This window comes from Acinetobacter sp. Q186-3 (assembly GCF_013420655.1).
In the GTDB taxonomy this organism is placed as follows: Bacteria; Pseudomonadota; Gammaproteobacteria; order Pseudomonadales; family Moraxellaceae; genus Acinetobacter; species Acinetobacter indicus.
The window spans coordinates 119,300-139,906 of record NZ_VOXS01000006.1 but is presented as its reverse complement, the minus strand read 5'-3'; the positions used below and the strand labels follow the sequence as shown (position 1 = coordinate 139,906).

Here is a 20,607-nt window from a genome sequence, read left to right as displayed (position 1 = left end):
CTTATTTCCCCACGACCTGAGTCACGACCACGACCAGCAGTAAAACAACAACACCGAGGGCCATACTAGAGGCGTATTCGCGCAATGAACCGGTTTGACGTGAACTGGTAAAGCTGTTGCCTGCTTTAACAATTGCAGGAAGCACCAGCCACAAGCCATCAATCGGATCGCGACCTAAAATTTTAGCGATAAGCAGGTAAGGCTTCACGAATACGATGTCATACAACGCATCGAAACCAAGTGCATTACGGCAGATATTGGCCAGACCTGAACCCAGAGAAGTCTGAGCAAAGCCTTTTACGGCATTGTAAGCAAACGCAAACAGCACCACGCCAACAGCAAGACCTGTCAAAGCAACCCCAATCGCGATGTATTCAGCACCATGTGCACCGGCTTCAAGCGCTTCAGGAATAATGAAGGCTGGAATTTGTGCAGCATCCAGAATGCTCATCACTGGTGCTTTCAGCACAATCGCCAGACCCGTTGAAAGCACTGCCAGAATTGCCAGTGGAGCCCAGTAAGTAATGCCTTTGATTTCATGATAAGGCGTGTTTTCTTTGCCGAAGAATACTACCCAGATTAAACGGAAAGTATAAATAGACGTTAAGAACGCACCTGCAACACCCACCCAATACAGTGTATTGAAGACTGGTACGCCAGCTAAATGGCTTTGTGTCCACACCGCGGCCAGAATCGCATCTTTAGAGAAGAAGCCGATGGTCAGGAATGGAATGGCTGCCAAGGCACCGCCACCAATCGCGAAACATGCAAACAGGAATTTGTTCTTGTAGAACAGACCACCCATCTTGAAGATGTTTTGTTCATGATGGTAAGCCAGAATCACCGCACCTGAAGACAAGAATAATAATGCCTTGAAGAATGCGTGAGTCAGCATGTGGAACAGACCCGCCTGGTACGCTTCAGCACCTACGGCCATAAACATATAACCGAGCTGACTCATGGTTGAGTAAGCCAGAATACGTTTGATGTCGGTTTGAACCAGCGCTGCAAAACCAGCCACCAGCAAGGTTACCGCACCGGTAATAGAAATGAAGATCATCACTTCTGGTGCAAGTTCAAATACGCTGAACATACGGCAGCATAGATAAACACCCGCAGTCACCATGGTTGCCGCGTGGATTAACGCAGATACTGGCGTCGGACCTGCCATCGCATCTGCCAACCAGGTTTGTAACGGGATTTGCGCAGATTTACCAGCAGCACCCAAGAACAACATTAAGGCAGTCCAGATGGTAATTGATGAGCTTTGGGTCATAACCGCAGCAGCATTCTCAACGATATACTGTGTATTCAGGGTACCGAACTGTTGGTACAGCAAGAACAGTGCAATCAGCAGGAATACGTCACCCACACGCGTTACGGTAAATGCTTTAATGGCAGCAAAACCGTTGGCCGGGTTCTGGTAGTAATAACCGATTAACAGGTAAGAACACAGACCTACACCTTCCCAACCCAGGAACAATAACGCTAGGTTATCGCCCAGTACCAGCAGTAACATGCTGGCCACGAACAGGTTGAAGTAAGAGAAGAAACGTGCGAAGTCTTCCTCACCACGCATATACCAAGATGCGAAGATATGAATCAGGAAACCAACACCGGTAATCATGCCCATCATCAGCAACGATAAGCCGTCAAGCTGCAAACTGATGCCTGGGGCAAAATCACCCACGCTAAACCACGTCCACAAATGCTGAACGTAAAGTTCTTTACCGTTATTGACAAAGTCAAGGCCGGCAATCAGGGCAAATAATGCCGATAGACCAACTGCCCCTACCCCGATAATCGCCGCAACTTTCTCAGGAAGATTGTGACGCCCTGCCGCTAATAAAATAAAACCGATTAGCGGGAACAAAATTGTTAAATATAAATAACTCATCCGCGCATCTCACTAGCAGCATCCACATCCAGGTGATGGAAGCGATGATAGAACTGAAGGACGATCGCAAGACCGATACACGCCTCTGCCGCAGCCAGCGTCAGAATCAAGATGAACATGATCTGGCCATCTGGTTGTACCCAGGCACTACCCGCCAGAACGAACGCAAGTGCTGCTGCGTTCATCATGATTTCAAGGCTCATTAAAATGAATAACAGGTTGCGTCGCACCATTACACCGTAAAAACCCAGTGCAAAAAGAATGGTTGCAACGATCAAACCATGTTCTAAAGGGATGTTGCCCATTATTGTTTTTCCTCTTCTGCACCTGGTTCACGTTTACCTAAGTGGAATGCTGCAACCAGGGCTGCTAGCAATAACATCGCGGCAACTTCAACCAATAATAAATAGTGAGTAAAGAGTGCTTGACCGACTTCTTTAGGACCAACAATTTCGGTTCCCATGACAGCTGGCGTGCTGGAGTAATCCGATGCAAGCATCCATACCAGAACCAGACCCATCAGGAAGCTCATTAATGCTGGATATGCCCATGCAGATGAGTTGAGCCATTTGCTCTCTTGTTCAACAGTTTGCTGACCCAAGTTCAACATCATCACCACGAACACGAATAACACCATGATCGCGCCGGCATACACAATAATTTCCAGGGCACCGGCAAACGGTGCACCCACAATCATGAACATCCCTGCAACTGCAAGTAATGACACGATCAAGCTCAGTAACGCATGTACTGGGTTCGTGTTGGTGACAACACGAACAGTAGAGATAATGGCCACGAGTGCCATCAAATAAAACGGCCACATCATGGTAATAGACTCCGTACATCAACAGGTGCACTTTCTTTTTGTGCTTGACCTTTGTCTTTACCTGTAACTGCCATACCGGTTACACGGTAGAAGTTATAGTCAGGATATTTACCCGGACCTGAAATCAGCAAGTGTTCTTTTTCATAGACCAGGTCCTGACGAACATATTCACCCAATTCAAAGTCTGGTGTCAGCTGAATTGCAGTTGTCGGGCAGGCTTCTTCACACATACCGCAGAAGATACAGCGAGAGAAGTTGATACGGAAAAATTCCGGATACCAACGACCATCTTCCTGCTCTGCTTTTTGCAGTGAAATACAGCCCACTGGACACGCAACGGCACACAGGTTACAGGCAACGCAGCGCTCTTCGCCATCTGGGTCACGTGTAAGCACGATACGACCACGGAAACGCGGTGGTACGATTTCTTCGGCTGGCACTTCCGGATATAAAATGGTGTCACGTTTGCGGGTTGCGTGGCTGAACACCATCCACAACGAGCGCACGATTGACCCAAATCCAGCTAGAAACTTATACATTTTGTTCTCCCTGCCCTTACCACAAGATAACCGCGCCAGTAACCAGCAGGTTCACCAACGCTAATGGCAAGCAAATTTTCCAGCCAAAGTTCATTACCTGGTCATAACGTGGACGCATTAAAGAACCACGTGCCAGAACGAACATCATTACAAAGAATGCTGTTTTGATAATGAACCAGAATGCTGGAGGTAAGAAATCAAGTCCGAATGGCGCTAACCAGCCACCGAAGAATAACGTCACGATCAGCGCAGAGATCAGCACCACGTTGACGTATTCCGCAACGAAGAACATCCCCCATTTCATACCGCCGTATTCGACGTGATAACCTTCTGCCAATTCCTGTTCTGCTTCTGGTTGGTCAAACGGGTGACGGTGCGTTACCGCAACACCTGCAACCACGAAAATCAAGAAGCCCAAGAACTGAGGAATTACAAACCAGACGTCTTGCTGTGCTTCTACAATTTCACGCATGTTGAATGAGCCGGCAATTGCCACCACACCCATCAGGGAAATACCCAGGAACACTTCATAAGAAATGGTTTGCGCTGCAGAACGTAGACCACCCAGCAATGCATATTTGTTATTTGATGACCAGCCACCAAACAGAACCGCATAGACTGCAATACCCGCCATTGCCATAAAGAACAGCAGGCCGATGCTCATGTCTGCCACACCTAAATACGGTGATACAGGAATAACCATGAACGACAGTACCGCAGTTGCCATTGCAACTGCAGGTGCCATACGGAAAGTCAGCTTGTCAGCGAATTTTGGTGTCCAGTCTTCTTTGAACATGATTTTCAGCATGTCGGCGACAATCTGGAACATACCGCCCGGACCTACACGGTTCGGACCGTAACGGTCTTGCCATAAACCGAGCAGACGACGCTCGATAAATGACATTAATGCTGCAACCAGTACCACAACCAGCAAGATCACAATCGCTTGAATGACTGAATAGGCAATTGGCCAGTTCTCAGCCCAAAGCGGTGTTTGACGCATTAATTCTTGTTCCATGAATTATACTCCTACCGCGACTGACACAGGCTCAGCAAGAGATACCGTCGGTGCTAGACCAATTGGGTAACCAATATAACCTGTAGGTAAATATTCAATCACTTGAACTGGAAGAACAATTGAAGTCTCGCCTGCTTTCACAGTGATCTTCTGTCCATCTTTCAGGTTCAAACGGCTTGCATCCTGTTCACCCACGGCAAACATGGCTTCAGGAATACGTGATTCCATCGCTGGTGTTTTAATGGTGAATTCACCTGACGCAAAAATATGATGCATTGGCACCAAACGGAAGCTGTCCGGATTGGCCAATACAGGGCTTGGTGCTACGAAGCTACGTGCTGGACGTTTTGGTAAACGGTCGAATAAACGTACGCCTGAATCACCACCTTTTAAGTGACCGCCCACATTGTCCTGGAATTTGTTCCAGGCCTGTGGCGAGTTCCAACCTGCAGACCACGCAAATGGCACCAGTGCAGATGGCGTCTGATTACCGACATAACCTTCCATCGAGAACGTTAATGCAGAATCGACATCGGTCGGCTGTTTTGGTTCGTGAATCGAAAGCGGTGCACGAATTGCAGTACGACCTGAGTAACGACGTGGTTCACGTGCCACTTTCAGACCATGGACACGGAAGCCCGCATCTGGCGCAACGTCTAAAATACCTTCTAATGCCGGTACATTTTTCGCTACAGACTCGATCACATCATCCAGCAAGGTCCATGAAATCGCTTTGCCTTTCATGCCAGTTTCAAGGGCATGTAACCAGCGCCAAGATTCTTTAATCGCCAGTTCCGGCTTGTAGTAGCTTGGGTCATACACTTGGTAGAAACGCTGTGCACGGCCTTCTTGCGAGACTACAGTACCATCACCTTCAGCGAAGCTTGCTGCTGAAAGTACGATGTCTGCTTTCGCTACAGTCGCAGTTTCAGAGTGATCCAGCACAATAATATCTTTGCCTGCAAGTGCAGCATCGACCTGAGCCGCTGGTAAACGACGGTAAAGGTCATTTTCCACCACAATTACAGTGTCATAGTCTTGTGCAAAGGCTTGCTCCAAGCTTTGACCACCAAAGATCGCCAAGCCCATTGAGTTCACTTCAGGAACAGTCAATGTTAAGCCTGCATTACCCAGATTCTGCGCCACTTGTGCAGCAGCTTCCATGATGGTAGCGTCTTGTAAGCTTGTACCAGAGATGATTAAAGGCTTCTTCGCCGCTTTTAAGGTATCTGCGATGGTTTGTGCAAATGCTTTGGCATCGTCATCCAGACCGGTAATCAGTTCGCCTTTTACGCCAGCGGCAATGGCAAAGCCTAAACGCGCGATGTCATTTGGAGATGCAACCACTTCACCAGTTGCCACGTCAGCAAGACGGGTTTGAGTTGCAGCCAGAATGTAAATCGGAGATTTTGCATCTTGCGCAATACGTTGTACCGGTTCAGCCAGCCATTCTTGAGTACGACGCTCTGCCGCCATTTCTTTGGCTTTGTTTTTCGCTGCTTGACGAACAGATAAAGCCATACGTGGTGCAGTTTGTGTCAGATCTTCACCCAGAATTAACACGGCGTCATAGCTTTCAATTTCACGCATGCCCGGGTTGTAAACACCTTCGGTTTGCATGATTGATGCCGCCAGTTCCACCAGACTTTGCTCTTTTTGCGACATACCGGTTGAGTAGTTGTCCTGACCAACCAGTTCGCGCAGTGCAAAGTTCGATTCAAGCGAGGCACGTGGTGAGCCAATACCCAGCACTTTTTTGCCTTGAAGATTCTCGATCACGGTGTCTAATGCCTGATCGACAGACACAGTCGTGACATTTTGACCATCACGGAATTGTGGCTGACGCGGACGATCTTCACGGTTCACATAACCGGTACCGAAACGGCCTTTGTCACACAGGAAGTACTGGTTCACTTCACCATTGAAACGGTTTTCTACACGACGCAGTTCACCATAACGCTCACCTGGAGAAATGTTACAGCCTGAAGAACAGCCTTGGCATACGCTAGGCGCATACTGCATGTCCCACTTACGGTTGTAGCGCGCAGAGTGAGTTTTGTCGGTGAATACACCTGTTGGGCAGACTTCAGTCAGGTTACCCGAGAATTCAGATTCTAAAGTCCCTGATTCTGGACGACCGAAGTACACACGTGATGCGTTGGCATACACGCCAAAGTCGGTACCGCCAGCATAGTCTTTGTAGTAACGCACACAACGGTAACAGGCGATACAGCGGTTCATCTCGTGCGCAATAAACGAACCCAGTTCCTGGTTGTAATGCGTACGCTTGGTGAAACGGTAACGACGACGGTCGTGTTGCGTCATTACAGTCATATCCTGTAAATGACAGTGACCACCTTCTTCACAGACCGGACAGTCGTGCGGGTGGTTGGTCATCAAGAATTCAACAACAGAAGCACGGAAATCTTTTGCTTCTTTGTCTTCAATCGAGATGTAGGTATTGTCAGCAGCAGGCGTCATACATGACATGACCAGACGACCACGCGTATCTTCAGGATTCGCGTATTGCGTCACAGCACATTGACGGCAAGAACCGACAGAACCTAAGGATGGATGCCAACAAAAATATGGGATGTCGATGCCAAGGCTTAAACAAGCTTGCAGCAAGTTTTCTGAGCCGTTGACTTCATACGATTTTCCATCGACATGAATTGTAGCCATAGTCGAATTCCTTAAGCTTGTTCTACGTTGCTGGTCTGAGCTGCGGCATTCACCACTTTCGCTTCAAACTCGCCACGGAAATATTTGAGTGCGCCCATTAACGGTTCCATCGCACCTGGTGCGTGTGCACAGAAAGTTTTACCAATCCAAAGCTTACGGGTCAGTTCCTGTAAGTGATCGATGTCTTCTTTCGTACCCGTACCATCTTCGAGTGCTTTCAGTGCTTTCACCGCCCACGGTAAACCATCACGGCAAGGTGTACACCAGCCACATGATTCACGCGCAAAGAATTCTTCTAAGTTACGGGTTGCTGAAACCATACATTGGGTTTCATCGACTACCATCAGCAGACAGGTACCTAAACGTGAACCCGCTTTCATGATGCTTTCTGCATCCATTGGCAGGTCAATGTGCTCAGCAGCCAGGAAGTCTGTTGATGCACCACCTGGTAACCATGCTTTCAGCTTCAGGCCGTCACGCATACCACCGGCATGTTCTTCAATCACTTCACGTGCAGTGGTACCAAAAGGCAGTTCCCAAAGACCCGGGAATTTCACCTTACCTGATGCACCGTAAATTTTCGTACCTGGATCTTTAGATTTACCCGCAGACAGGTTGATGTACCACTCAGGACCACGTAACAAAATAGCTGGCAAGTTGTTGTAGGTTTCTACGTTGTTGACAATCGTAGGACGACCCCACGCCCCTGCAACTTGCGGGAATGGTGGTTTAGTACGCGGATTGGCACGGCGACCTTCCAGCGAGTTAATCAGTGCGGTTTCTTCACCACAGATATAACGGCCCGCGCCGGTGTGCACATACAGTTCGAAGTTCCAGCCAGAATCCAGGATGTTGTCACCCAGGTAACCTTTGGCACGAATCTGCTCAATTGCTTCATTTAAGTATTGTGCAGCTTCGATGTACTCGCCACGGATAAAGATATAGCCGTGAGTCGCTTCCAGTGTATAAGCTGCAATCAGCATGCCTTCAATCAATTGATGTGGAAGTTTTTCCATCAACAAGCGGTCTTTGAAGGTACCCGGTTCCATTTCGTCGGCATTACAGATCAGGTAACGTGGACCTGAATTGTCGTTTGGCGCCATCAGCGACCATTTGATGCCCGCCGGGAAGCCTGCACCACCACGACCTTTAACGGTTGCAGCTTTCACCACATCCAGCACTTCAGCCGGTGTCATGCTAATGGCTTTTTTGAAGCCGGCATAACCATCAAGCGCTTCGTAATCATCTGCATTACGAACATGCTCTTGTTTACTCAAACGCCAAGTTAATGGATGAGTTTCTGGGTTACCGTCGCCATAAATTGGTTTTGGTTCGGTATTCATACATACTTCTCCAATAACTGTTTAATTGATGTCACTTCAACCAGACCGTGAGTATCTTCATCAATCATTAACGTTGGACCTTTGTCACAGTTGCCCAGACAGCAGATTGGCAGCAAAGTGAAACGACCATCTGCAGTCGTTTGACCAAACTGAATACCAAGCTCGCGCTGGAACGCTTCTGCCAAAGTTTCCGCCCCCATCAAGAAGCACGCGATAGAGTCACACAAAAGAATAACGTGACGACCTACCGGTTGACGGTAAATACGGTTATAGAACGTTGCTACCCCTTCTAAATCAGCAACACTGATTGAAAGCAGTTGAGCAATCGCATTGAGCTGTGCGTCATCAATCCAGCCATTACGGCGTTGTACACACTTCAGCGCATCCAGAGATGCTGCACGTGGGTACGGATAGTGACCAATGTGATGTTCGATTTCGTGGATTTCATCTGCAGTTAAAATCCCTTCAACATTCACACGTGGCTTTTTATCAGTCAAAATCATCATAATGCGTTTACCCCTTAGCGATCCACGTCAGCCATTACGACATCAATTGTCGCTAAATAAATGATCAAGTCAGAGACCAGACTGCCGTTAATCACCGAAGGAATTTGCTGTAAGTGCGTGAAGGTTGGTGTACGGATACGGGTACGATAACTCATGGTTGACTTGTCTGAAGTCAAGTAGTAGTTCGACGCCCCTTTCACCACTTCTGCCATTACAGATGCTTCACCTGCCGGCATGACAGGACCCCAAGACACGCTCAAGAAGTGCGTAATCAGGGTTTCAATATCTTGTAATGTCTTGTCTTTTGGTGGTGGAACAGCCAGAGGATGATCCGCTTTATATGGACCAGATGGCATGTTATCCAAGCACTGCTTGATGATTTTTAAAGACTGTTCGATTTCGCGGTAGTGAACGATGACACGCGCATAGGCATCACCTTCGTACTCCACCGGCACTTCGAAGTCATAGTTTTCATAGCCGCTGTATGGACGGTATTTACGTACGTCAAAGTCGATACCTGTTGCACGTAAACCGGTACCTGTCACACCCCAGGCCAATGCAGATTTTGCATCGTACTGCGCTACATTGCGGGTACGGCCTTCAAACACCGAGTTTTTCAGCGCTGCAGTGTGGTATTCCTTCAGACGTTTTGGCATCCACTCCAGAATCTCGCGGATCAGGTGCTGCCAGTTGTTTGGAAGGTCATGCGCGGTACCGCCAATACGGAACCAGGCTGGGTGCATACGGTAACCAGTAATGGCTTCAATCGCGTCATAAATCTTCTGACGGTCGGCGAACATATAGAATACTGGGGTCATACCGCCGGCATCCTGAATTGCTGTACCGATATAAAGCAAGTGGTTATTGATACGGAACAGTTCCGACATCATCACACGGATACATTGTGCACGCTCTGGCACCTGAATACCGGCCAGCTGCTCCACACCCATCACATACGGCATGTTTTGCGCACAACCACCGAGGTAGTCGACACGGTCGGTATACGGAATAAATGAGTGCCAGGTTTGACGCTCAGCCATTTTCTCTACACCACGGTGGTGATAGCCGATGTCGGGTACACAGTCTTTTACTTCTTCACCATCCAGCTGCAAGATGACACGGAACGCACCGTGCGCAGATGGGTGGTTAGGACCCAAGTTCAGGAACATGAAGTCTTCGTCTTCGTTACCGCGGGTCAGACCCCAGTCTTCCGGTACAAAACGCAAGTGTTCCTGTTCAAAATCCTGCTTGGCCTGGTTCTGCATATACGGGGTATATTCAGTGGCACGTGCAGAATATTCCTTGCGCAGCGGGTGACCTTCCCAATAGGTTGGCAGCAAGATACGACGGAGCATTGGATGCCCTTCGAAGTTAATGCCGAACATATCGTAAGCTTCACGCTCGTACCAGTTGGCATTTGGCCAGATATTGGTCGCAGTCGGAATATTCAGATCGTTCTCATTTAGCGCAACTTTGACACGGATATCGCTGTTACGTTCTAACGACAACAGGTGATAGAACACGGTAAAGTCAGATGCAGGCAATCCGTCGCGGTGCGTACGTAAACGCTCATCTACCGCAGACAGGTCAAACAGCATCACGTATGGACGTGACACTGTACGCAAGAACATCAAGACTTCTTGTACGCGTGCGCGCTCAACCCAGACCGTTGGAAAATCTTCAAAAGTCGTTTGCACATAGAAGTTCTCACCAAATTTGGTTTTGAGCTCTTCTACAATTGCAAATGCTGGGCGGGAATCAACTGCTGTTGATTCTGGCATAGCAATGTCAGTTTCAGCCATTGGCTTGGCTTCCTATTTAATACAAATTCAGTCAACCTAAACGACAACTACACCCATAACGGGTGCACCACGATTTTGTCGCTTAAATTATTTAATTTCATCCATAGAGCGCAGGTTTTTCACCGCAATACGCTGTGCTTGCTTACGGTCACGTTCTGGCATCATCTTTGGCTTATACACTGGCTTAAGATCATCACCAATCACCGCAGACAGCGGACGGCGCTCTAATTGAATTTGGTCTTGCAACAACATTAATGCCTGAATTAAGGCTTCAGGACGTGGTGGGCAACCTGGGATATACACATCGACAGGAATGATTTTATCCACACCTTGTACAACCGAATAAATATCGTACATACCGCCTGAGTTTGCACATGCACCCATTGAGATGACCCATTTTGGCTCAAGCATTTGCTCGTACAAACGCTGGATTACTGGGGCCATTTTCACGAAACAGGTACCGGCGACAATCATGAGGTCGGCCTGACGAGGTGAAGCACGAATAACCTCGGCACCAAAACGTGACAAGTCATGCACGCCGGTTAAAGTCGTTGCATACTCTACGTAGCAGCAAGATGTACCAAAGTTAAACGGCCAAACTGAGTTCTTACGCCCCCAGTTTACTGCTGTATGTGCCAAGTCTTCTAAACGAGTCATGAACACATTTTTATTCACTTCTTCTTCAAGCGGATCTGTAACGATCTGGCGCTCCTGAAGTGGATATTGATCAGCATCCGGATTCGCACGGGTTAAGGTATATTTCATCCCGAGTTACTCCTTATCAGATGATATAGCCTGTGATTTTTTCACATGACCAGCAGATTGAGCAGGAATTTGACCAGTAGGGTCGATTACCAGCTCTTCAATTGAGTTAAAGCGGGTAATTTCTGCAAGATCCATATTTGGTGAACCGATTTTAGGTTTAATCCCTGCAGCTTTACGTTTGTCAGATGGAGCCCAGTTCAGTGCACCGGTTGACAGTTCGTAAATCAAACCAACGAGTAAAACTAAAATAAATACAGCAGCAGTTGCAAAACCAACCCAGCCTACTTCACGAACAGAAGCTGCCCATGCGTAGAGATAGAGGGCTTCTAAGTCGAACACAACGAAGAAAATCGCAACTAAATAGAACTTGGCAGACAAGCGAATGCGTGCACCACCTGCACTCACAACACCTGACTCAAACTGCTCCTGCTTGGCACGGCCCCATGATTTACCCCCTAGGAGTAACGGGACAGTGAGCATAAAGACGCATAAAAATGTAACGCCGATCACGAAGGCAATAATTGCCCATTCGTATGGAGTAATGGCACTCATGCGGGGATAACTCCTGGCAGGCCTATTTATTAACAAAGAATGTATGTATTGGCCTTCAAATACACCAAACACAAAATTAATCCCGCCAATTGTACCTGATTTATGATTTCACTTGCTAGCTTATAAGCCTTAGTCTTTCGGATGATTTTTCCGCGAAACAAATGCCAGAGCACCATTCTGTTGGCCCCTACAGGCCATAATCGCTTTACTAAATCAAGATGTGTTTATTTATTAATTTTTCCAAAATGTTGCATGAGTCGCTGCTATTGATCACTAAATTTGCAATGGCCAATCCTGCCAGCCGTATTCGGCTTCATTTACACCGAATTAAAATGATGATCTTATTCTGCCGCCTGAACGCTGGCGTGATTTGTATATTTTTGCAATTTAAAGCGCTTAAGGCTTCATCAATCTGAAGGCTTATGGTATTCCTAAGAAGAACTATAAATTTCAATAATAAGGAGTACATACATGAGCTTAAAATTTACCCATCATCCTGAGTACTTTCTCTTTGCCCAGCTAATTATGCGTCATATTGAAAATTATATTGAGAAACATCCAGACGCGAACAATGCCATTTTCGATTTAAGTGATATTTACGAGCTGTTCCGTCAGGACAAAGCCTCAGCCAGTATTAACCTCGATGGTATTTTAAATATTGCTGATGAGTACACGGTGGATACCCTGGACGGTGACCAGAAACTGATTAGCCGTTACAATATTGATGCCAAAGACAATAAGCTGCTGTTTGACTTTAATCAGGCTGCACTGGAAGGCCTTAAGAAAGGCAAAGCCCTGATTGCTCCGGATGCCAAAATCCAGGAATAAAACAAAAAAGCGTGTTTTGACAACACGCTTTTTTAATTAACTTTTACGTTGCCATAAAAATTGTGAAATGGCTCTTAATGCGGCGGCATCTTCAGCAAAATAGTCTAGCGCCTGCAAAGCCTGATCATGCAAATCTGTGGCATAAGCCTGTGCCTGCTCCAGCCCCATCAATGCCGGATAGGTCGATTTCTCCACCTGTTCATCCTTCCCGGCAGTTTTTCCTAACACTTCAGTATCAGAAATAATATCCAGAATATCATCCTGGACCTGGAAGGCCAGACCAATCACCTGCCCATATTCGCGCAGTTGTGGAATCGCGCGATCGGTACCCTCAAAAATCGCTACTGCAGCCATCATAATCGCCGCAGAAATTAAAGCACCGGTTTTATTGCGATGAATCGTTTCTAACGCAGCCTGATCAACCTGTTTGCCTTCGGCCTGTAAATCCAGCACCTGTCCGCACACCATCTTGGAAGACGCGGTCGCCAGAATCTGCATCTGCTTTAGCACAATTGTCGCATCTACTGCCGCCCCCTGATCAAACAAACGGCTGCCCAATACCTCAAAGGCCATTGACTGCAAAATATCACCGGCCAACAGTGCCGTATCTTCACCAAAAGCCGCATGACAGGTCGGCTGGCCACGGCGCAGCAAATCATTGTCCATACAAGGCAAATCATCATGCGCCAGCGAATAGCAGTGAATCAGCTCAATCGCCACCGCTGCACGGCGCACTGCCGCCATATTGGTATTCGGTTTTAAGGCTGCTGTGGCATAACACAAGGCCGGACGCACGCGTTTTCCACCCAGCATTACTGCATGATAGACCGCCCCTTTTAAAGGCTCAGGAATGGCAAAAGCGTCTAAGGCTGTCAATAAATCTTGTTGGATACGTTGTTGCGCTTCAGTCAACACGGTTACAGGGACGTCAGTGAGAGATGACACATTTGCCTCGAATTGGTTGTTCTATAAGATTGTTAGCCGTCACTGGCCAACCCCCTGTCCGCATTGTACCTCTAATTTAAGTTTTTTTAAGCCTTAACTACAGACAAGCGGATATTTCAGTTTTTTTCAGCTTTCGATCTCAATCCATAAAAAACGCCCCTATTGAACATAGAGGCGAATTCATTAATTCAGGCAAAATCAAGTCAGCGTTATTCCAGCACCTCGGCCGGTACACGTACCCAGCCTTCCATCAGCACCCGCGCACTACGGCTCATCACCGCTTTTTTCACCTGCCACTGACCGTTTTCCTGCACCGCTTGCGCGCCGACGCGTAAAGTCCCAGAAGGATGACCAAAACGCACCGCTTCACGCTCGCCACCACCAGCAGCCAGATTCACCAAGCTCCCCGGCACGGCAGCGGCTGTCCCAATGGCCACCGCAGCAGTGCCCATCATGGCATGGTGCAGTTTACCCATCGACAAGGCACGCACCAGCAAATCGACATCTTCAGCCTGAATATTTTTACCACTTGATGCGGTATAGCTCTGTGGACGCGCGACAAAAGCAATTTTCGGGGTATGCTGACGTTTTGCCGCTTCCGCTACATCATCAATCAAGCCCATCTGCTTGGCCCCATAGGCCCGGATTTTTTCAAAACGCGCCAGCGCCTCCGGATTACTATTAATGTCATCCTGCAATTCGGTACCGCTATAGCCAATTTCATCGGCATTTAAAAAGATGGTCGGAATACCGGCATTAATAAAAGTCGCCTGAAAAGTCCCGACATCTGGTACCACAAAGGTATCCACCACATTGCCAGTCGGAAACATGGCCCCGCCCTCTTCGCCATCATCGGCCGGATCTAAAAATTCAATTTGTACTTCTGCTGCCGGAAAAGTCACACCATCCAGCTCAAAATCACCGGTTTCCTGCACCTGACCATTGGTGATTGGCACATGCGCGATAATGGTTTTCTGAATATTTTTCTGCCAGATGCGTACGGTACACAGACCGTTTTCCGGAATTTTATCGGCATCCACTAGCCCCTGACTGATGGCAAAGGCACCCACCGCAGCAGTCAGGTTGCCACAGTTACCGCTCCAGTCCACAAAAGGCTGATCAATTGCCACCTGACCAAATAGATAATCGACATCATGCTCCGGCTGGCTGCTTTTGGCCAGAATCACGGTTTTACTGGTACTGGAAGTGGCGCCGCCCATGCCATCAATCTGCTTGCCATAAGGGTCCGGGCTGCCAATGACCCGTAGCAGTAGCTGATCACGAATTTTTCCAGGCACTTGCGCTTCGACTGGTAAGTCATCTAATTTGAAAAAGACACCTTTACTAGTACCGCCACGCATATAGGTGGCTGCAATTTTAATTTGTGGAGCGCAGCGCATTCTTATCTAATCCTTTGATTTTTCGTTGTATTACATAATCCAAAGCAAGGTTTTTGCTTGCTTTAAATGATAACGTCTTTTGCTTAAAAAATCAGGCGAACTGGACTTAAGTATAAAATTTACCCAAATCTTGGGCTGTAGACTTGAAATTTTCAAGCCTAAAAAAATATAGCCAATAAAATTAATATCTTGATTCAATTATTGTTTCAACAAAATGAACATTTTTCGATTTTATGAGCTGTTCTGAAGCGACTGGTGATCTACTAGGCTAATTTGCAACTATCTATTACAATCGAGCCACTTATTATACATTGTCGGGCTGAACACTTTGAACAACGAGTCTTCTCAACTTCAGCGTGGCTTAAAGAACCGTCATATCCAACTCATCGCCATGGGCGGCGCGATTGGTACTGGCTTATTCTTAGGTTCCGCTCAAGTCATCCAATCCGCAGGTCCCTCTATTATTTTAGGCTATGCGATTGGGGGTTTGATTGCATTTTTAATTATGCGCCAACTGGGCGAAATGATTGTTCATGAACCGGTTGCAGGTTCTTTCAGCCATTTTGCTTATCGCTATTGGGGGAAATTCCCTGGCTTCCTGGCCGGCTGGAATTACTGGATTTTATATATTCTGGTCGCCATGACCGAACTCACCGCTGTCGCCAAATATATTAACTACTGGTGGCCGCATATTCCGGCCTGGTCCTCGGTCCTGTTTTTCTTTATTGTCATTACCCTGATCAACCTCGGCAATGTAAAATTTTATGGGGAATCAGAATTCTGGCTGGCAATTATTAAAGTGGCCGCAGTAGTATCGATGATCATTTTTGGTCTGTACCTCCTGTTGACCGCAGATGCCAACTCGACTGCTTCATTTAGCAACCTCTGGAGCCATGGCGGATTCTTCCCGCACGGCTTTGAAGGCTTATTCTTCATGCTGGCCTTCCTGATGTTTGCCTTTGGCGGGATCGAGCTAATTGGTATGGCAGCAGCAGAAGCGCAGGATCCGAAAAAGACCATTCCCAAAGCCATCAATCAGGTGGTGTTCCGTATCCTGATTTTCTATGTTGGTTCATTGACGATTTTACTGTCGTTAGTGCCATGGAATCAGCTGGAACTGGGCGGTCTGGATAAAAGCCCATTCGTGATGATCTTTAGCCAGTTAGGCATTGGCTGGGCGGCACATCTGCTGAACTTTATTATTTTAACGGCGGCGCTGTCGGTTTATAACAGTGGTATGTATGCCAATAGCCGGATGCTGTTCGGTCTGGCCCAACAAGGCAATGCGCCAAAAGTATTCCTGAAAGTGAACAAGCAAGGCGTGCCAATTCCTGCGGTGCTGTTCTCTGCCCTGCTGATTTTTGGCTGTGTATTGTTGAACTACTTTGTACCGGAAGATGCTTTAAGCCACCTGATTTATATTGTGGTCGGTGCCTTGGTACTGAACTGGGCCATGATTACCCTGACTCACCTGAAGTTTATTCAGGCCATGAAAAACTCAGGTCAAACCACCTCTTTCCCTGCACTGTGGTCACCTGTGGGTAACGTGATTGTGCTGCTGTTTATTGCCACCATCCTGTACATTATGTGGACCCAAGGCTTTAGCGAATCGGTGTATATGATTCCGGTCTGGATTGTGCTGATGTGGGGTCTGTTTAAATTGCTAAAACAAAAAAACAACTAAGTTATTTTTACTGACAAAAGAAAAAGTTATTACTTCGGTAATAACTTTTTTTTCAGCTTTTTTTCAGCTAAATTAAGGGCGTTTTGTGCCCTTAGCTTAACTGGATAGAGCAGTTGCCTCCTAAGCGACCGGCGTGGGTTCGAGTCCCGCAGGGCACACCATCGTATCTATAAAAAAGGAAGGCGCATCTCCTTCCTTTTTTATCTTCAGCACTTCACCGAGATGAAGCAACTCGCGTAGCTGCCTTGGCGAATTCCCCCACCATTTTAAATCGGCTGTAACTGTGCGCTTAAACGTGCTGCCATCTCTCTTAAATACTGGATTTTTGGATGCTGCATATCCAGCGGCAAATCCGAAGTAGTGCCCAACACCGAAATCGCATATTCAATTTCATGGTGCTGATTTAATACCGGCACACAAATCGCATGAATTCCGGCCAGCAAATCGCCTGCGACCGTGGCCACACCTTCACTTAGAATCTGCTGTTTTAAAGTTAAAAATTCATCCCAGTTCTGCGGATAGACCACTTTCTGCTGTGCCTGATGCTGCTGCCATTCTTTTTCCAGCAAAGGTCGCACCAATGCTTCCGGCATAAACGCAGCATAAGCCCGGCCGGTGGCCGAATTCAGCATCGGCATGATCGAACCGACACGGGTAATTACCGAAACTGGCTGATTCGGCTCCAGCCACTGTACAATCAGTGGGCCTTGCGTCGTCCATTTGCTAATCTGCAATCCACAATCCAAATGCCGGTGCAGTTCATTAATCTGTGCCTGTGCCGCCTGCAGACTGTCACTGCGCTGGATACAGCTCAGACCAAAACGATAAGCCTGATCGCCCAGTGCATAACGACCATCTTCCAGCTGCTTGGCATAATTCATACGTACCAGACTGACCATATAACGGTGCACCTTGGCCGGATGCATGGCCAGTTTTTCAGATAAATCTTTGAGCATGACCGGATGACGATAGGTCATCAGCGCATCCAGCACGGTTAAACCCACCTCTAAAGATTGCACGCCCACCTGATTCTTTTCTGACATAAGAATTTTACTCTCCTGTAAACACCGAGCATTTTAGCGTGCTGTTCTGATTTATAAATGCATCTCTGCAGAATTCTTTTATTTACATTTTTACGATATTCGTAATTTAATTAACTATTGCGTAATTAATAAAAATGAGTATGATGAGATTTATGACAAAAATCAAGTGATCCAGATCACTCCCCAGATAGAAAACACTGGACCGTTTTCATCGAGATATGCAGGAACCCCATATGACTCAGCAAGCATTTGTAGACGTTGCAGCACATTCAGATTTCCCGATTCAGAACCTGCCGTATGGCGTATTTAGCGAAAGCCCAACGGGCCATCGCCGTATTGGTGTAGCCTTAGGTGAATGGGTGGTGGATTTGGCCATGCTGGAAGCGAACGGTTTTCTCAGCATTCAGGCCGGCGAAAGTTATTTTAATCAGCCGACCTTGAATAAATTTATTGAATCAGGTCAACACAACTGGCGCAAAATCCGTCAGGAATTACAAAGCCTGCTGTCTGCCGACAACCCGACATTACGTGACAATGACAGTTTACGTGCACAGGCTTTCTTCGCTCAGGCAGAAGTGCATATGCATCTGCCGGTACATATTCCGGGCTATACCGATTTCTATTCATCTAAAGAACATGCCACCAATGTCGGCTGCATGTTCCGCGATCCAAAAAATGCGCTATTACCGAACTGGTCAGAATTACCGGTCGGTTATAATGGCCGCGCCAGTTCTGTGGTGGTGAGTGGTACACCGGTGGTACGCCCATCTGGCCAGATCAAGTTACCAAATGCCGAACGTCCAATTTTCTCGGCTTGCCGTAAACTCGATTTTGAACTGGAAACCGGCTTTATTGTTGGCAAACCCAACAAACTGGGTGAACCAATCTCAATTGAGAATGCTTGGGAGCATATTTTTGGCATGGTGCTGTTCAATGACTGGTCAGCACGTGATATCCAGCAATGGGAATATGTGCCTTTAGGGCCGTTTAATGCCAAGACCTTTGCTTCATCCATTTCACCATGGATTGTGACCATGGAGGCGCTGGAACCGTTTAAAACCCGTACTCCGGTGCAAGAGCCACGTCCCCTGGCCTATTTACGTGAAGAACAGGTCGATAACAGCTATGACATCCATTTGTCGGTTGAGCTCAAAGCCGCACAATCGGAACAGAGCGATGTGATCTGCCAGACCAACTTTAAATATATGTACTGGTCGATGGCACAGCAACTGACCCATCACACTGTTTCAGGCTGTAATGTTCAGGTTGGCGATTTAATGGGTTCCGGCACCATTTCTGGTCCAACGCCGGATTCTTATGGCTCCTTGCTGGAACTGACCTGGAACACCAGCAAACCGTTAACTTTGGCCAACGGTCAACAGCGTGGTTTCCTAGAAGATGGCGACACGCTAATCATGAAAGGCTACTGTGAAAAAGATGGCCTGCGCATTGGCTTTGGTGAAGTCAGCGGCACCGTCTTGCCTGCAGTGCAATTTAACTTTGCCACAGATGAAGCGCAGGATGCTGCCCATGAAACTGTATAGTTATTTTCGCAGTTCAGCTGCTTACCGGGTGCGGATTGCGCTGAACCTGAAGGGCTTAAAAGCTGAGATTATTCCGGTACATTTGCTAAACAATGGCGGCGAACAGCATCAGCCTGCCTATCGTCAAATCAACCCAAGCGGCCTGATTCCGGCCTGGGTGGAGGATGATTTTCAGCTGAGCCAGTCGCTGAGCATTCTGGAATATCTGCAAGAAAAATATCCGCAGCCAGCCCTGTTACCGGCCGATCTACAGCAACGCGCCAAAATCCGCGCCTTTTGCCAGAGCATTGCCTGCGATATTCATCCGATTAATAACCTGCGCGTGCTGCAATATTTAAGCGGAACGCTACAACTCAGCGATGAACAGAAAACGGCATGGTATCAGCATTGGGTGACTTTGGGCTTTCAGAGTCTGGAAGCACAATTGACCGATTCCAATGGCCGTTTCTGTTTTGGCGACCAGCCCACTTTTGCAGACTGCTGCCTGATTCCACAGGTCTATAACGCCCAGCGCTTTCATGTCAATTTAACCGACTTTCCAAAAATTGCCGCGATTTATAGCCATTGTCTCACTCTGCCTTCATTTCAACAAGCCGCACCCGAAGCACAGGCAGATGCCGCTTAAGATTCATCAATAAGGATATTGAACCATGACCATTCAAATTGAAAAAATTCACCACGTTGCCTATCGCTGTAAAGATGCCAAAGAAACCGTCGAGTGGTACAAAAAAAACCTGAATATGGACTTTATTCTGGCTTTTGCCGAAGACTATGTACCGTCGACCAAAGCCTTTGACCCATACATGCATTTATTCCTGGATGCCGGCAATGGCAATGTACTGGCCTTTTTTGAACTGCCGACCCAGCCAGAAATGGGCCGTGATGAAAACACCCCGAAATGGGTGCAGCATATTGCCCTGAAAGTCAAAGACCGCGCTGCACTGCTCGAAGCCAAAGCGCATCTGGAAGCCAATGGTGTCGAGGTTTTAGGCGTGACCAATCATGGCATTTTCCATTCAATTTACTTTTTTGATCCGAATGGCCATCGTCTGGAACTGGCCTACGATGATGAAGCTGCGCCAGAAAAAATCGCCCTGATTACCGAAGACATGAAGCATGAAATGCTGGAGCAATGGAGCAAAACCAAACGCGCGCCGCATCATACCCATTTCCTGCATGCCTCCGAGTTAGACAACAACGCTGGCAGTGCCAAAGTCGACAGCTAAACAAGCA

Annotated in this window: 19 protein-coding genes and 1 tRNA gene; 6 read left to right on the top strand and 14 right to left on the bottom strand. The window is 47.4% G+C overall.

The features are described 5' to 3' along the window. Window position 1 precedes the first annotated feature (1 nt). From nuoL to ndhC, 11 genes are all read right to left on the bottom strand, one after another. Entirely contained in the window at window positions 2–1,897 is a 1,896-nt protein-coding gene (gene nuoL, locus FTT64_RS07490; protein ID WP_180182230.1) for an NADH-quinone oxidoreductase subunit L, read from the bottom strand. Continuing rightward, window positions 1,894–2,202, bottom strand: coding sequence for an NADH-quinone oxidoreductase subunit NuoK (gene nuoK, locus FTT64_RS07485; RefSeq protein WP_005179622.1), 309 nt, complete (start codon window positions 2,200–2,202; stop codon window positions 1,894–1,896). The genes nuoL and nuoK overlap by 4 nt, the downstream gene beginning before the upstream one ends. Next, the gene (gene nuoJ / locus FTT64_RS07480; protein ID WP_171065113.1) at window positions 2,202–2,720 is read right to left on the bottom strand and encodes an NADH-quinone oxidoreductase subunit J; all 519 of its coding nucleotides are present in this window, start codon (window positions 2,718–2,720) and stop codon (window positions 2,202–2,204) included. Before nuoJ ends, nuoK begins: the two co-directional genes overlap by 1 nt. Next, window positions 2,720–3,262 carry an NADH-quinone oxidoreductase subunit NuoI gene (nuoI, locus tag FTT64_RS07475; protein WP_005179629.1) on the bottom strand — a complete coding sequence of 181 codons (543 nt, stop codon included), beginning with the start codon at window positions 3,260–3,262 and terminating at the stop codon, window positions 2,720–2,722. Before nuoI ends, nuoJ begins: the two co-directional genes overlap by 1 nt. A 16-nt stretch (window positions 3,263–3,278) precedes the next feature. Further along, window positions 3,279–4,280 (bottom strand): NADH-quinone oxidoreductase subunit NuoH, encoded by a 1,002-nt coding sequence (gene nuoH / locus FTT64_RS07470; protein WP_005179637.1) that lies wholly within the window; start codon window positions 4,278–4,280, stop codon window positions 3,279–3,281. A 3-nt stretch (window positions 4,281–4,283) separates the two neighbouring features. Next, window positions 4,284–6,962, bottom strand: a complete 2,679-nt coding sequence (gene nuoG, locus FTT64_RS07465) for an NADH-quinone oxidoreductase subunit NuoG (RefSeq protein WP_168405462.1) — start codon at window positions 6,960–6,962, stop codon at window positions 4,284–4,286. Window positions 6,963–6,973: 11 nt separating this feature from the next. Beyond that, complete coding sequence (gene nuoF / locus FTT64_RS07460) at window positions 6,974–8,305, bottom strand: NADH-quinone oxidoreductase subunit NuoF (RefSeq protein WP_104487502.1); 1,332 nt, start codon at window positions 8,303–8,305, stop codon at window positions 6,974–6,976. Then, window positions 8,302–8,811 carry an NADH-quinone oxidoreductase subunit NuoE gene (nuoE, locus tag FTT64_RS07455; RefSeq protein WP_005179645.1) on the bottom strand — a complete coding sequence of 170 codons (510 nt, stop codon included), beginning with the start codon at window positions 8,809–8,811 and terminating at the stop codon, window positions 8,302–8,304. The genes nuoF and nuoE overlap by 4 nt, the downstream gene beginning before the upstream one ends. A gap of 14 nt (window positions 8,812–8,825) precedes the next feature. After that, window positions 8,826–10,613, bottom strand: a complete 1,788-nt coding sequence (gene nuoC / locus FTT64_RS07450) for an NADH-quinone oxidoreductase subunit C/D (protein ID WP_005179647.1) — start codon at window positions 10,611–10,613, stop codon at window positions 8,826–8,828. An 87-nt stretch (window positions 10,614–10,700) separates the two neighbouring features. Then, window positions 10,701–11,378: an NADH-quinone oxidoreductase subunit B family protein gene (locus tag FTT64_RS07445; RefSeq protein WP_005179652.1), complete on the bottom strand. Its 678-nt coding sequence runs from the start codon at window positions 11,376–11,378 to the stop codon at window positions 10,701–10,703. 6 nt (window positions 11,379–11,384) lie between these two features. After that, complete coding sequence (gene ndhC / locus FTT64_RS07440) at window positions 11,385–11,930, bottom strand: NADH-quinone oxidoreductase subunit A (RefSeq protein ID WP_005179655.1); 546 nt, start codon at window positions 11,928–11,930, stop codon at window positions 11,385–11,387. A 471-nt stretch (window positions 11,931–12,401) separates the two neighbouring features. Here ndhC and FTT64_RS07435 point away from each other — a divergent pair, with 471 nt between their 5' ends. Continuing rightward, the gene (locus FTT64_RS07435; protein WP_180182229.1) at window positions 12,402–12,758 is read left to right on the top strand and encodes a hypothetical protein; all 357 of its coding nucleotides are present in this window, start codon (window positions 12,402–12,404) and stop codon (window positions 12,756–12,758) included. 36 nt (window positions 12,759–12,794) lie between these two features. Here FTT64_RS07435 and FTT64_RS07430 read toward each other — a convergent pair whose 3' ends face one another. Then, window positions 12,795–13,703, bottom strand: coding sequence for a farnesyl diphosphate synthase (locus FTT64_RS07430; RefSeq protein ID WP_005179661.1), 909 nt, complete (start codon window positions 13,701–13,703; stop codon window positions 12,795–12,797). 209 nt (window positions 13,704–13,912) lie between these two features. Further along, window positions 13,913–15,103, bottom strand: a complete 1,191-nt coding sequence (gene prpF / locus FTT64_RS07425; protein ID WP_160242898.1) for a 2-methylaconitate cis-trans isomerase PrpF — start codon at window positions 15,101–15,103, stop codon at window positions 13,913–13,915. Window positions 15,104–15,431: 328 nt separating this feature from the next. Here prpF and FTT64_RS07420 point away from each other — a divergent pair, with 328 nt between their 5' ends. Both FTT64_RS07420 and FTT64_RS07415 read left to right on the top strand, forming a co-directional pair. After that, window positions 15,432–16,787, top strand: coding sequence for an amino acid permease (locus tag FTT64_RS07420; RefSeq protein ID WP_180182228.1), 1,356 nt, complete (start codon window positions 15,432–15,434; stop codon window positions 16,785–16,787). A gap of 85 nt (window positions 16,788–16,872) precedes the next feature. Next, window positions 16,873–16,948: transfer RNA gene (locus tag FTT64_RS07415), tRNA-Arg, on the top strand. A 105-nt stretch (window positions 16,949–17,053) separates the two neighbouring features. On the opposite strand, the gene FTT64_RS07410 is transcribed toward FTT64_RS07415, so the two are convergent. Next, the gene (locus tag FTT64_RS07410) at window positions 17,054–17,830 is read right to left on the bottom strand and encodes an IclR family transcriptional regulator (protein ID WP_180182227.1); all 777 of its coding nucleotides are present in this window, start codon (window positions 17,828–17,830) and stop codon (window positions 17,054–17,056) included. A gap of 233 nt (window positions 17,831–18,063) precedes the next feature. On the opposite strand from FTT64_RS07410, the gene fahA reads away from it, so the two are divergent. The 3 genes from fahA to FTT64_RS07395 are packed head-to-tail and all read left to right on the top strand — an operon-like array spanning window position 18,064 to window position 20,600. After that, window positions 18,064–19,374, top strand: a complete 1,311-nt coding sequence (gene fahA, locus FTT64_RS07405; RefSeq protein ID WP_005179674.1) for a fumarylacetoacetase — start codon at window positions 18,064–18,066, stop codon at window positions 19,372–19,374. Continuing rightward, window positions 19,361–19,999 carry a maleylacetoacetate isomerase gene (gene maiA, locus FTT64_RS07400; protein ID WP_104490737.1) on the top strand — a complete coding sequence of 213 codons (639 nt, stop codon included), beginning with the start codon at window positions 19,361–19,363 and terminating at the stop codon, window positions 19,997–19,999. Before fahA ends, maiA begins: the two co-directional genes overlap by 14 nt. A 25-nt stretch (window positions 20,000–20,024) precedes the next feature. After that, complete coding sequence (locus FTT64_RS07395) at window positions 20,025–20,600, top strand: VOC family protein (RefSeq protein ID WP_005179677.1); 576 nt, start codon at window positions 20,025–20,027, stop codon at window positions 20,598–20,600. The last annotated feature ends 7 nt before the right edge of the window (window positions 20,601–20,607 follow it).

Excerpts from the sequence above, each read along its gene's own strand:
- nuoL (WP_180182230.1), bottom strand. The coding sequence starts at position 1,897 with ATGAGTTATTTATATTTAACAATTTTGTTCCCGCTAATCGGTTTTATT.
- nuoK (WP_005179622.1), bottom strand. The coding sequence starts at position 2,202 with ATGGGCAACATCCCTTTAGAACATGGTTTGATCGTTGCAACCATTCTT.
- nuoJ (WP_171065113.1), bottom strand. The coding sequence starts at position 2,720 with ATGTGGCCGTTTTATTTGATGGCACTCGTGGCCATTATCTCTACTGTT.
- nuoI (WP_005179629.1), bottom strand. The coding sequence starts at position 3,262 with ATGTATAAGTTTCTAGCTGGATTTGGGTCAATCGTGCGCTCGTTGTGG.
- nuoH (WP_005179637.1), bottom strand. The coding sequence starts at position 4,280 with ATGGAACAAGAATTAATGCGTCAAACACCGCTTTGGGCTGAGAACTGG.
- nuoG (WP_168405462.1), bottom strand. The coding sequence starts at position 6,962 with ATGGCTACAATTCATGTCGATGGAAAATCGTATGAAGTCAACGGCTCA.
- nuoF (WP_104487502.1), bottom strand. The coding sequence starts at position 8,305 with ATGAATACCGAACCAAAACCAATTTATGGCGACGGTAACCCAGAAACT.
- nuoE (WP_005179645.1), bottom strand. The coding sequence starts at position 8,811 with ATGATGATTTTGACTGATAAAAAGCCACGTGTGAATGTTGAAGGGATT.
- nuoC (WP_005179647.1), bottom strand. The coding sequence starts at position 10,613 with ATGGCTGAAACTGACATTGCTATGCCAGAATCAACAGCAGTTGATTCC.
- FTT64_RS07445 (WP_005179652.1), bottom strand. The coding sequence starts at position 11,378 with ATGAAATATACCTTAACCCGTGCGAATCCGGATGCTGATCAATATCCA.
- ndhC (WP_005179655.1), bottom strand. The coding sequence starts at position 11,930 with ATGAGTGCCATTACTCCATACGAATGGGCAATTATTGCCTTCGTGATC.
- FTT64_RS07435 (WP_180182229.1), top strand. The coding sequence starts at position 12,402 with ATGAGCTTAAAATTTACCCATCATCCTGAGTACTTTCTCTTTGCCCAG.
- prpF (WP_160242898.1), bottom strand. The coding sequence starts at position 15,103 with ATGCGCTGCGCTCCACAAATTAAAATTGCAGCCACCTATATGCGTGGC.
- FTT64_RS07410 (WP_180182227.1), bottom strand. The coding sequence starts at position 17,830 with ATGTCAGAAAAGAATCAGGTGGGCGTGCAATCTTTAGAGGTGGGTTTA.
- fahA (WP_005179674.1), top strand. The coding sequence starts at position 18,064 with ATGACTCAGCAAGCATTTGTAGACGTTGCAGCACATTCAGATTTCCCG.
- maiA (WP_104490737.1), top strand. The coding sequence starts at position 19,361 with ATGAAACTGTATAGTTATTTTCGCAGTTCAGCTGCTTACCGGGTGCGG.
- FTT64_RS07395 (WP_005179677.1), top strand. The coding sequence starts at position 20,025 with ATGACCATTCAAATTGAAAAAATTCACCACGTTGCCTATCGCTGTAAA.